Here is a 12,500-nt window from a genome sequence, read left to right as displayed (position 1 = left end):
AGAGGAGCGTTCTGTAAGCCTGTGAAGGTGAGTTGAGAAGCTTGCTGGAGGTATCAGAAGTGCGAATGCTGACATGAGTAACGACAATGGGTGTGAAAAACACCCACGCCGAAAGACCAAGGTTTCCTGCGCAACGTTAATCGACGCAGGGTTAGTCGGTCCCTAAGGCGAGGCTGAAAAGCGTAGTCGATGGAAAACAGGTTAATATTCCTGTACTTCTGGTTATTGCGATGGAGGGACGGAGAAGGCTAGGCCAGCTTGGCGTTGGTTGTCCAAGTTTAAGGTGGTAGGCTGRGATCTTAGGTAAATCCGGGATCTCAAGGCCGAGAGCTGATGACGAGTTGTCTTTTAGACGACGAAGTGGTTGATGCCATGCTTCCAAGAAAAGCTTCTAAGCTTCAGGTAACCAGGAACCGTACCCCAAACCGACACAGGTGGTTGGGTAGAGAATACCAAGGCGCTTGAGAGAACTCGGGTGAAGGAACTAGGCAAAATGGCACCGTAACTTCGGGAGAAGGTGCGCCGGTGAGGGTGAAGGACTTGCTCCGTAAGCTCATGCCGGTCGAAGATACCAGGCCGCTGCGACTGTTTATTAAAAACACAGCACTCTGCAAACACGAAAGTGGACGTATAGGGTGTGACGCCTGCCCGGTGCCGGAAGGTTAATTGATGGGGTTAGCGCAAGCGAAGCTCTTGATCGAAGCCCCGGTAAACGGCGGCCGTAACTATAACGGTCCTAAGGTAGCGAAATTCCTTGTCGGGTAAGTTCCGACCTGCACGAATGGCGTAACGATGGCGGCGCTGTCTCCACCCGAGACTCAGTGAAATTGAAATCGCTGTGAAGATGCAGTGTATCCGCGGCTAGACGGAAAGACCCCGTGAACCTTTACTATAGCTTTGCACTGGACTTTGAATTTGCTTGTGTAGGATAGGTGGGAGGCTTTGAAGCGTGGACGCCAGTCTGCGTGGAGCCATCCTTGAAATACCACCCTGGCAACTTTGAGGTTCTAACTCAGGTCCGTYATCCGGATCGAGGACAGTGTATGGTGGGTAGTTTGACTGGGGCGGTCTCCTCCTAAAGAGTAACGGAGGAGTACGAAGGTGCGCTCAGACCGGTCGGAAATCGGTCGTAGAGTATAAAGGCAAAAGCGCGCTTGACTGCGAGACAGACACGTCGAGCAGGTACGAAAGTAGGTCTTAGTGATCCGGTGGTTCTGTATGGAAGGGCCATCGCTCAACGGATAAAAGGTACTCCGGGGATAACAGGCTGATACCGCCCAAGAGTTCATATCGACGGCGGTGTTTGGCACCTCGATGTCGGCTCATCACATCCTGGGGCTGAAGCCGGTCCCAAGGGTATGGCTGTTCGCCATTTAAAGTGGTACGCGAGCTGGGTTTAGAACGTCGTGAGACAGTTCGGTCCCTATCTGCCGTGGACGTTTGAGATTTGAGAGGGGCTGCTCCTAGTACGAGAGGACCGGAGTGGACGAACCTCTGGTGTTCCGGTTGTCACGCCAGTGGCATTGCCGGGTAGCTATGTTCGGAAAAGATAACCGCTGAAAGCATCTAAGCGGGAAACTTGCCTCAAGATGAGATCTCACTGGAACCTTGAGTTCCCTGAAGGGCCGTCGAAGACTACGACGTTGATAGGTGGGGTGTGTAAGCGCTGTGAGGCGTTGAGCTAACCCATACTAATTGCCCGTGAGRCTTGACCATATAACACCCAAGCAATTTGYGTCGAAGAAACCCCTATCTGCGCAAGCAGGTAGGGGTTTTGTCTATAAGTAGAAGTCCCAATATTTCGCTGAGGCTGGCCATGCCAGCCCGGCACACGGAATTTCTTGACGACCATAGAGCATTGGAACCACCTGATCCCATCCCGAACTCAGYAGTGAAACGATGCATCGCCGATGGTAGTGTGGGGTTTCCCCATGTGAGAGTAGGTCATCGTCAAGATTGAATAAGAAAACCCCTGTCTGCTGACGCAGACAGGGGTTTTTGCTTTTCAGCTTTGCTGATCCTGCCCTTGGGCATTCGCCAGATAGCGGGTAATGGCATCGACGCCGCGTTGCAGATGCTCTCGCAGCAACTGGGTTGCAAGAGGGATATCACGTTGCCGAGCAGCTTCGAGCAGCTGTCGATGGTCATCCTGTGCCAATTTGCGCAAACCCATGGCTTCCAGGTTGAAGCGCAGGAAGCGCTCCTCTTCAATCAACCCCTCGTCTACCAACTGCAACAGCCGACGATTGTCAGCGCGTTTGTACAGCGTGTAGTGGAAGGCGCGGTTGAGTTGACTGATCTCGACGTAGTCGCCAGTTAGCTCCAGGCGTTCGATACAGTCCTGGGCATAAGCAAAGTCAGATTCCTCCAGAAACGGAATCGACAGGCGCAGGGCCTCGCATTCCAGCAGCATGCGCAAGGCATAGGTTTCCACTGAGTCATGATTGACCAGTGGAGCCACCACAGCGCCTTTGTGATGCACGACCTTCAATAGACCCTGTGCCTCAAGCTGACGCAAGGCTTCGCGCACCGGCATACGGCTGACGCCGAACAGTGTAGCCAGTTCCTGCTGCCGGATGGCCATGCCGCAGGGCAGGCGTCCATCGTAGATCGCTGCACGAACCTTTTCTTCGATCACCGAGCGCGCCAGATGCGCAGGCACCTGTTCACTGCCCAGAATGCTGGCCAGCACAGTGGTTTTTTCAGTCACGCCAAACAGCCTCTGTTATTTTGCGACATCCTGACGCAACCAGTTACACATTGAAAGGCGGCGCTTTTGAATAACCGCCTGGGATGCCGTCAGCCAGACGAAGGGCAACGTTGGGGCGACGAAAAGACTGCCCAGAACCTCGCGAAAGTGATTTCATCGTGCCATTGTTTTTTATTCAGCGCCCCCGCACCATGGTGGGCTGCAATGCGTCCCCGGCGGATCGAACACGTTGGTTACACGGTTGAAGTACCTACAGACGGTGCGCTGTCTCGCGATTGCCTTGGCCCTGGCGGGTACCTTGCTGGGTGGGCTTCGTGCCGATTGGGATTTCAATCAGATCAGTCGCCGTGCCGAGAGTTTGTATGGACCCTTGGGTGAGGGCGCGCAGCGTATCGATGCGTGGCAGCGATTGCTGGCCACCCAGAAGCCACTGAGCGAAAGCGAGCAGTTGGAAGTGGTGAACCAGTTCTTCAATCATCAGCTGCGGTATCGGGAGGACCTCGATCTGTGGAATGAGGTGGATTACTGGGCAACGCCGGTGCAGTCGCTGCTCAAGGGCGCTGGCGACTGCGAGGACTATGCGATCGCCAAGTATTTCAGCCTGCGTCATCTGGGCGTCGCTGCCGACAAGCTGCGCATCACCTACGTCAAGGCCTTGCGACAGAACCGCGCGCATATGGTGCTCACCTATTACGCCACACCGACTGCCATGCCACTGGTACTGGACAGCCTGATGGACCCTATCCTGCCTGCCAGCCAGCGTCAGGACCTGCTGCCTGTGTATGCCTTCAACGGTGAGGGGTTGTGGCTCACCGGCGCGGGCGGCAACAGGAAGGTAGGGGATACCAAACGCCTGTCGCGTTGGCAGGACGTGCTGAAGAAAATGGCCGCAGAAGGCTTTCCGGAAAGCCCGGATCATTAAGTGGAGCAACGATGTCTCTGTTCAAACAGCTGTTGATCGCGATATGTCTGTTTCTGGTGGTGGCTTTCACTGGCAGCTTCATGGTCAGCCTTGAGAGCTCGCGCACTCAGTACGTCAATCAGCTGCGTTCGCACGCCCAGGACGCGGCTACGGCGCTGGCGTTGTCGCTCACGCCCAACATCGATGACCCGGCGATGGTCGAACTGATGGTCAGCTCGATCTTCGACAGCGGTTATTACGCCAGCATTCGTGTGGTCAATCTGGCGGATGACAGCGTCATCGTCGAGCGAGCTGCAGAGCCGGATGGCAGTGGTGTGCCGGCCTGGTTCGTGAAGATGATCAATCTGGCCCCGGCGGGTGGTGACGCAATCGTCAGCCGTGGCTGGGAGCAGGCGGCTCGGGTGGAGGTGGTAAGTCACCCCATGTTCGCTGTGGCCAAGCTGTGGCAGGGCGCATTGGGCAGTCTGGGCTGGTTGTTGCTGTGCGGTGCTGTGAGTGCCGCGTTGGGCGCACTGCTGCTGCGTCGCCAACTCAAACCGCTGGACTACATGGTCGAGCAGTCGCACGCCATTGCTCGCCGGGAGTTCCTCAGCCTGCCCGATCTGCCCCGCACTCCCGAGCTGCGACGCGTGGTGCAGGCCATGAACCAGATGGTGGAAAAGCTCAAGGCGCTGTTTCACGAGCAAACCGTACGCAGTGAGAGGCTGCGTATCGAGTCGTACCAGGACAGCCTGACCGGACTGGCCAACCGACGCTACTTCGAGATGCAATTGCACACCCGCGTCAGTAATCTGGAAGAGGCCAGCGCCGGGTATCTGGTGCTGTTGCGTATCAACGATCTGGCAGGCCTCAACCAACGCTTGGGCGGGCAGCGGACCGACCAGTTGCTGCAGGCGGTGAGTCAGCAGTTGATTCGCACCTGTGCAGGTTACCCCGAGACGCAGAACCTGATCACCCGCAGCCGTGGTGGCGAGTTTTCCATCCTGGCACCGGGCATGGTGCGCGAGGAGGCCCAGCAGCTCGCACAGGCGCTCGATGCGAACCTGCGCAGCCTGGCCCAGACCGGCGCCACCGATCTGCTGCCAGTGGCCCATTTGGGGCTCGCACCGTACACCCCGGGTGATGACCCGCACGCCTTGCTCAAGCTGGCGGACGAAGCCCTGGCGCAAGCCGAGGGGCCAGGGGACAGTTGCTGGGTGTGTCTGGAGCACCGGGCGCTGGCGACGGTGGAAAATGATCACCACGCCTGGCATACCCTGCTCGATGAAGCTCTGAGCCAGCGCCGCTTCCAGCTGTACTTCCAACCGGTGGTGAGTAGCGCGGACACCCAGCAGGTGCTTCACCACAAGGTGCTATCACGGCTGATCGACGAGCAGGGCCAGGCTGTGGCAGCGGGACGGTTTCTGCCGTGGCTGGAGCGTTTCGGCTGGTCCGCGCGGTTGGATCGGCTGATGCTGGAGCTCGTACTGGAGCATCTGCGCAAGCACGACGCCACGCTCGCGTTGAACCTGTCTGCGGCGACCTTGAGTGATCCGCAGGCGTTGGAAGCGCTGTTCGAAAGACTGGCGCAGTATCCGTCCCTGGGCCCGCGTCTGATCCTGGAAATCGGCGAGGAGCAGATCCCCGAGCAGAGCGTGCTGGAGCAGTTCACGCGACGTCTGCGCAGCCTGGGCTACAGCCTGAGCCTGCAGCGCTTCGGCGGGCGTTTCAGCATGATCGGCAACTTGGCCCATCTGGGCCTTGGCTACCTGAAGATCGACGGCAGCTACATTCGCGCGATCGATCAGGAAAGCCACAAGCGGCTGTTCATCGAGGCCATTCAGCGGGCGGCGCACAGCATCGACTTGCCGCTGATTGCCGAGCGGGTCGAAACGGAAGGGGAGTTGCAGGTGATTCGCGAGATGGGGATTGCCGGTGTGCAGGGCCAGCTGGTGGGCGAACCGCGGCCCTGGCAGGCAGGCTAGGTCTGCCGCACAGGCCTTCGTTCAGCTTCTGACCGTGCCCTTGCAGGCGCGGTGGTGAGGAGGGAAGAGGGCTTCAGATCAGGCCGGTTTCGTCGTCGTTGATCAGCTGGTTCAAACCACCCAGCGCCACCCGCGCGCTGGAACGATCCTTGAGCTTGGCCTGGGCCGCCGCTGGCAGGTCGGTCACCCGAATGATGCCTTTGCTGGTCAGTACCTGGATCAGGTCGTCGAGTACCCGGATCATGTCCAGGTCGCTCTGCTTGAGCTGTTTCAGGCTGGTTTCGACCACATCGTTGGCGTACCACGCCTGGATCTCGTGGTGATCGGCCGGCAGGGTTTCCGTGGCTTCGGCATAGGGTGCCGCCTCCACACGGATCAATGCACCTTGTCGATCGCGTTGTACATAGAACATCGAAGCGCTCCCATCGAAAAAAAACCTGCCGAGACTGCAATGCAGCCTCGGCAGAGATTACACGGATTCCGACACTATGGATGCTGACGGCGGCCGACCTGTTGGGGCCGGCTGCCGATGGCATCAATCGTGGTGCTTGACCAGCAGGTCGCCACCGGAGATCAGCGACTTGATGGCATCGGTACCGCTGCCCCAGTGCGCATTGTCGACCTTGATGGTGACATCCGGCGTGACGGTGGCCGAAGCCGACGTCATGTCACCTTTGGTGCTGATCTGCAGGGTCGAGTTGCCGGCCGTGTCGGTGCTCAGCTTCAGGTAATTCGCCAGGTTGGTTTCGGCATCCGATGGCAACAGGTCGGACAGATCCAGTTTGTCGCCTTCGGCATGGCTGAAGTCCTTGATGGTGTCGGTACCCACGTCACCGCTTTTCCACACGAACGTATCCTTGCCGGCACCACCGAAGAGCACGTCGTTGCCGGCACCGCCACGCAGGGTGTCATCGCCACGCTGGCCGTAGATGATGTCGTCGCCATCACCGCCGTTGAGGAAGTCATTGCCCCCCTTGGCGACGGTGAACAGACCGGCCTGGCCCTCGGAGCTGGCAGGGCCGACGTTGAAGTCGCTGGCGTGCTTGGTGATGTAGTCGTGTACCTGCTCGGAGGTGACGGAGCTTGCGTTGGTGACCGATTTCACGTACTCGGTCAGGGCTGCCGTACCCTCGGTGGTCACGCCCGCCTTGGTGAACGAGATGGTGTCGCCGAACAGGATGTCGTGGCCTTCGCCGCCGTTGATGGTGTCGCCACCGGCGGTGATGAGGCTGTTCTTCAAGGCTGCTGCGATGTCTGTGACGTCGATCTTGCTTTGAACTACACCATCGCTGTCGAACTTCTGCAAAGTCGCGACAGTGGCGCTGTTGGAGTTGTCACCGACACCGATCGCCTCCACGGTCGATACCTTGGCCAGGGCCGCAAAGCCTTCGGCAGAACCCTCGACCACGGTGCTGTTGGTGGTGCGACCATCGCCTTGGCGATTATTGGCGCTGTCCAGATAGTAGTTGGGCTCGCCATCGGTGATCAGGTAGCTGAGTTTGACCGCCTTGGTGTTGCTGGTCGCTTCAGTGCCGTCGAACCACGTTGCCGCTTTGAAGAACGCAGCTTCGTAGTTGGTACCACCATTGGCGGTGATCGCATTGAGGCCAAGACCTGTTTTGATCGCGTCCAACGACATGTTCGCCTTGAGCGTCAGCGTAGTGCCTTGCTGGGCATCGGTACCGAAGTCGACGATGGTCACCTTGACCGTGCCGCCGCCCAGATTCTGCGAGAGTTGCTGGATGGCGCTGGCGATCGAGTCCTTCGCGCTGGCCAGCGTGTCCTTCATGCTGTTGGAGCGATCCAGGATATAGGCGATGTTATAGCTGGCGCCGTTCTGCGTCTGGGTCGGTGTCACGTCGCCGACGATGATGTCGCGCCCGGTAGTGCCATCCAGCGTCTCGGTGCCGGCGTTGCCGGTGATGACGCTGTAGCTCTGTTTGGCCGCTACAACGTGCACGGTCAGGGTCTGTTCCGCGGCTGCTGCAGCGACGGCGGTACCGTCCTTGGCGCTGGCGTTGACTTTCAGGTTGATGTCACCGACAGGCGCATTGGCTGCAGTGGTCAGCGTCAAGGCGGACAGGTCCCACTTGCTGACATCCGCAACCTGGGCGGTGCTGCTGGCGGTGAAGCTGTTGGTGCCGTCACTGAGGGTGGCACCGGCCTGGATGTTGGAAATGGTCGTGGTCAGGGTTTCGGAACCGTCACGGTCGACCAGCTGCGAAGTGATCTCGGACAGCGCGATCGCCTTGCCAGCTACACCGGTGTTGCCGGTGGTGGACAGCGTAATGTTGTCCAGCAACCCACCGAACGAGTTCTTGTCCACCGAAGCGAAGGTCAAGGTCTTGCTGGCGGTGCTGTCCACCGGCAATTGCAGGCTGTAGTGCACCATGCCAACGGTGGTGCCGTTGATCACGGCAACCACCTTGTCACCCCACATGACCCTGATGTCGGAATCGGCCTCATGCCCTTTGCGTGGCGAGTAGTCGAAGTCCAGGGTGTACAGCGAACCGGCCTTGGCGTTGGCTACGACGGTATACAGGTCGCTAGGGGCGCCCACGTCGCTTTCCAGCTCGATCACCTTGGTGCTGCTGGAGGTGCCGTTGTAGACGCTGTACGGATTGACCTCGATGTAGTTGTTGGCGTTGTGGGTCTTCCACGCTTCGCCTAATTGGCTGACCTGGCCGCTGGTGACGGTGTTGGCGTCGCCGGACAGTGTCCACGAAGTTGGGTTGGCAACGTTCAGCAGCGGCGTATCACTGACTGGCGCCACGGTGATGTCCAGGGTACTGACCGCACCGGTATTGGTGGTGTAGCTGACCGTTGGCACGGTGCCGCTCCAGTGCTCGTAACCCTTGGCCGGCGTGTAGGTGTAGCTGCCATCGGCAGCGATGGTCAGATTGCCGACGGCTACCGATGGCTTGTCGACTGCGGCGAAGACCTGAGCCGTGGCATGGCCGCTGGCGTCCATGGCATAGCTGGTGCCGCCGACGGTGAACTTGGCCACGGTCAGGCTGTTGTCACCGTCGCGATCATTGGTCAGCACGTTGCCGTTCAGGGTGGCGCCTTCATCGACCGTGGCGGTGTCGGCCACCAGGGTGTTGTCGATGATGTTGATGGCAACACTGGCGTGGGCCGGGTCTGGCGTCAGGCTCTGGAAGTTGCCGCCGGTGACCGAGTCGATGGTCACGACCAGTTGTTCGGTTCCCTCACGCAACTGATCGCTCAGGGCGCTGATGGGGAAGGTCGCAGACGACTTGTCGGCGTTGATGACCACGGTGGTCTGGCCCTGGAAGTCGGCACCATTGGCCGCCTTGCCCGAATAGCTCAGGGTGACGGTGACCGGGCTCTTGGTCTCGTGGCTGAGGGTCAGGGTGTAGATGGCCGACTGGCCTTCGATGATCCGCTCGGCACCGGTGATACCGATGGTGGTCTGTGGGCCGGTCACGGTGGTGCTGGCCGACGCATCCTGGTACAGGAGTTTTTCGAAGTTGCCATCGATCGGCTTGCCATCGGCGGCGTTGGCGATACCGGTGACGGCGACCGTGATCATACCGGCACGCGAAGCATCGTTGGCCACCGTGTAATTAACGGAACCTTGTGTAGCCTTGGCCGCGATCTCGATGGTCTGACCGTTCGACAGCAGCAGCTTCACGGCCTTGTCGGCCGCGTGGTCGAGGGTGGCAGTGTAGGTGATGACGCCGCCGTCGTTGACTGCCGATGTGGCGCTCAAGCTGACCTTGGTAGCGTCGATGGTGTCGTTGACCAGCACATTGACCGGCGTGGTGCTCGGGACCAGCGTGACGTTGCCGCCACCGCTTACGTTCTGGATGGTACGGCTGACCGAATCGGCGTCCTTGTACACGTCGTCCGCGGGTGCTTGGACCGTAGTCGAGTTTGCCGATGCGCCCTTGGCGATGCTGATGCTCGCGCCGTTGCCGATGTCGACCCGAATGGTGTCCTGAGCGTTGACGGCATTGCCGTGCAGGTCGGTCAGGGTGGCGGTGTACTTGATCACACCGCCTTCGAAGGCCTGTGGGTCGGCCGACAGAGTCACGACCACGGCGGGCTTGACCATCATCACGCTGTTGGCCACGACCGAGGTCGCAGCGTTTGCACCATTGCCCTGCACGCCGGTATCGGTCACTTCGACCGAAACTTGGCGCACGGTGCTTTCCGGGTGCTCGCCGGTTGCCTTGAACATGATCGAACTGATCACGTCCTGATAGGTAGCACGACTTGCGGCACCTTCCAGAGTGATGGTCATGGTGCCATCGCTGCCCACGCCTGCGACCTTGTAGGCAATGCCTTGAGTGGTGGTGCCGTTGCCGGTTGCGAAGGCCGAGCTCAAGGTGTCACCGGCCATGGTGTTATGGATGACGATCTTCGCGCTTTGCAGTTGATCGCCAACGGTGTTGTCCTTGTCGCTGATGCTCAGGCCTGTGACCAGATGAACAGCTTGTGCGGAGCCTTCGTTGAAGACGACACGTTCATCCATGGCGACCACGGGCGCGTCGTTCACGGCGTCGACGATGACGTTGAGCTTCTGGGTGACCGACGCAGGGTTGGCCGGGTCAGCGTTCTCGGTGGCGGTGGCCTTGACGGTCAGCGCCAGCGTGCCGTTGAAATCGGTCGGCGGCGTGATGGTCAGTGTTTTCAGATCCCATTTGGTGATATCAGCCGTGCCGGTGCCACCAGCCGTGGAAACGTAGCTATGGCCGGCGCCATCACGCAGCTCTGCACCTGCTGGGATACCGCTGATCTGCAACACGTGCAGTTCGGAGCCATCACGCGTGTCGCCGAAGGTGACGTTGATGGTGCTCAACTGGATCGCGGTGTTTTCGGCACCGTGGTTCAGTTCGTAACCGGCGTAGTAACCATCGCCGTTGCCGTCGACGTGCGGAGTGACCTTGATACCTTGGTTCACCAGGTCGGCGATGTCGGTGTACAGCAGCGCTCCGCTCTTACCGATCGCAGTGGCTGGGCCTTGGTCGACCGACAGGTTCAGGGTGTAGTTGCCAGGGCCATTCTGGTTGTGGTGATACAGGTCGAGGCTGTAATAGCCGGTTTCCGTAGGCTTGAAGGTGACGCTGAAAACACCCGCGTTAGGGGAAGAGCCTGGTCCCCAATGCGCGGTGGCCAAGTCCTTGCCGCCGACGTTGAATAGCAGACCGTCGTCGGCCTTGCCGCTGAAGGTGTAGGTCTTGCCAGCTTCGAGGAAGATCAGGCCGGTCACCTTGGTACCGGTGCCCTGGACGACACTGGTGTCGCCCACATTGGAGATGACCACGCCCTGAGGCCGGTTGGCGGCTTCGATGGTGGACTTGATCAGTGCTGGATCAGCGCCTTCACCATTGGTGCCCAGACCTTTCAGACCCGTGTAGGTGTACTTGATCAGACCGGTCGGAACGACGTAGTCCGGTGTCAGGCTCAGGATCGGGGCATCGGCTACCGGCTTGATATCGATGGTGACCGTGCCAGGCTTGCCCACCAGCGCATCGACCGTCGGGGTGAAGGTGAAGCTGGCGTAGTCGCTGTGCTGGTCACCGGTACCGGCGTTTTTATAGGCATCGCTACCCGACTCGTCGGCTACTGGGACGAACTGCAGCTTGCCGGCATCGATGTCGGCTTTGCTGAAGGTAGTGCCCAGATCTGCTTGGGTGAGGTTTTTCCAACCGCTGCCGTCGTTGAACTGCAGGTTGCCGTTCGCCGGCAGGCTGGTGAACTTGATGCCCAGGTCGAGGGTGGGGTTGGCAGTTGGCTGGACGTTGAACGAAGCCCAGTCCAGGGCCACGGCATTGTCTTCGGTGCCGCTGAGCTTGTTGCCAGCCACGCCCTTGTTGTCGCCATTGTCGCCCACCACCGGCGCATCGTTGTCGATGATGACGGTGTTGACACTGGCGGCCTGCGGGTTGACCACCAGGCTTTCAAAGTTGCTGCCGGTTGGATTGGCGATGGTGACTACGACGTTCTCGCGGCCTTCGACCAGGGCGTCATCGACGATGGGCAGTTGGAAGTTGGCGCTGGTTTCCCCCGCCTTGATGGTCACGGTGATGGTGTCCGTGCCCCGATAGTCGGCACCTGTCGCGCTGCCACCGTAGCTCAGGTTCAGGGTGACCTTCGTATCGACATTGGTCGGATTGCTCAGGGTCAACGTGTAGTTCGCCGATTCACCTTCGGTCACCGACGCAGCGCCGCTGAGGCTGATGGTGGTGACATCGATCACATCGCTGACCTGGGTCACGACCGGGGTGGTGTTCGGGGCCAGTTGCTCGTAGTTGCCGCCGGTCACGCCGGTGATGGCCGTGCTGACGCTGTCGGCGCCTTTGTACACGTCTGACCTACCGGAATGGTGATGGTCTGGTTGTTCGACAGGGTCACGACCACCGGCGATTCAGTGACAGGTGCGCCGACGGTGGCGGTGTAGACGATGGTGCCGTTCTCAGCCACGCCGCCTGCTGGCGTCTGTGCGGTCAGTACGACGTTGGTGACGTCATTGCTGTCGCTGACCTGGGTCACGACTGGGGTGGTGTTTGGAGCCAGTTGTTCGTAGTTGCCGCCGGTCACGCCRGTGATGGCRGTGCTGACGCTGTCRGCGCCTTTGTACACGTCGTTGCCGACGACGTASGACACMGWGCCCGACGTCTGACCTACCGGAATGGTGATGGTCTGGTTGTTCGACAGGGTCACGACCACCGGCGATTCAGTGACAGGTGCGCCGACGGTGGCGGTGTAGACGATGGTGCCGTTTTCAGCCACGCCGCCTGCTGGCGTYTGTGCGGTCAGTACGACGTTGGTGACGTCGTTGCTGTCGCTGACCTGGGTCACGACTGGGGTGGTGTTTGGAGCCAGTTGCTCGTAGTTGCCGCCGGTCACGCCGGTGATGCTAGTGCTGACGCTGTCG

6 protein-coding genes and 2 rRNA genes (1 of these 8 running past the window's edge) are annotated in these 12,500 nt (G+C 59.8%); 4 read left to right on the top strand and 4 right to left on the bottom strand.

Translation table 11 applies throughout. From position 1 onward, the window contains the following. Together ASF66_RS08170 and rrf are read left to right on the top strand one after the other, a co-directional pair. Positions 1-1,716 (top strand): 23S ribosomal RNA (locus tag ASF66_RS08170); it begins 1,178 nt to the left of the window's first position. Between the two features lie 124 nt (positions 1,717-1,840). After that, positions 1,841-1,956: ribosomal RNA gene (gene rrf, locus ASF66_RS08165) — 5S ribosomal RNA — on the top strand. 49 nt (positions 1,957-2,005) lie between these two features. Here the strand turns inward: rrf and ASF66_RS08160 are convergent. Beyond that, positions 2,006-2,710, bottom strand: a complete 705-nt coding sequence (locus ASF66_RS08160; protein WP_056843487.1) for a GntR family transcriptional regulator — start codon at positions 2,708-2,710, stop codon at positions 2,006-2,008. Positions 2,711-2,951: 241 nt separating this feature from the next. On the opposite strand from ASF66_RS08160, the gene lapG reads away from it, so the two are divergent. Both lapG and lapD read left to right on the top strand, forming a co-directional pair. Further along, a complete protein-coding gene (lapG, locus tag ASF66_RS08155; protein WP_236707079.1) occupies positions 2,952-3,632 on the top strand; it encodes a cysteine protease LapG in 681 nt (226 codons plus the stop codon). 11 nt (positions 3,633-3,643) lie between these two features. Continuing rightward, entirely contained in the window at positions 3,644-5,596 is a 1,953-nt protein-coding gene (gene lapD, locus ASF66_RS08150) for a cyclic di-GMP receptor LapD (RefSeq protein WP_056843486.1), read from the top strand. Positions 5,597-5,669: 73 nt separating this feature from the next. Here the strand turns inward: lapD and ASF66_RS08145 are convergent, their stop codons facing one another. From ASF66_RS08145 to ASF66_RS08135, 3 genes are all read right to left on the bottom strand, one after another. Next, positions 5,670-6,008 (bottom strand): hypothetical protein, encoded by a 339-nt coding sequence (locus ASF66_RS08145; protein ID WP_049858986.1) that lies wholly within the window; start codon positions 6,006-6,008, stop codon positions 5,670-5,672. A 123-nt stretch (positions 6,009-6,131) separates the two neighbouring features. Further along, positions 6,132-11,930 (bottom strand): immunoglobulin-like domain-containing protein, encoded by a 5,799-nt coding sequence (locus ASF66_RS08140; protein ID WP_056843485.1) that lies wholly within the window; start codon positions 11,928-11,930, stop codon positions 6,132-6,134. Beyond that, on the bottom strand, positions 11,885-12,500 hold a 616-nt coding region (locus tag ASF66_RS08135; RefSeq protein ID WP_177331294.1), incomplete at its 5' end, for an immunoglobulin-like domain-containing protein. The genes ASF66_RS08140 and ASF66_RS08135, both read right to left, overlap by 46 nt.

The sequence above is a fragment of the Pseudomonas sp. Leaf129 genome, from assembly GCF_001423465.1.
Classification (GTDB): Bacteria; Pseudomonadota; Gammaproteobacteria; order Pseudomonadales; family Pseudomonadaceae; genus Aquipseudomonas; species Aquipseudomonas coleopterorum.
The sequence above is the reverse complement of the archived record's forward strand: the minus strand, read 5'-3'. Positions and strand labels throughout refer to the sequence as shown.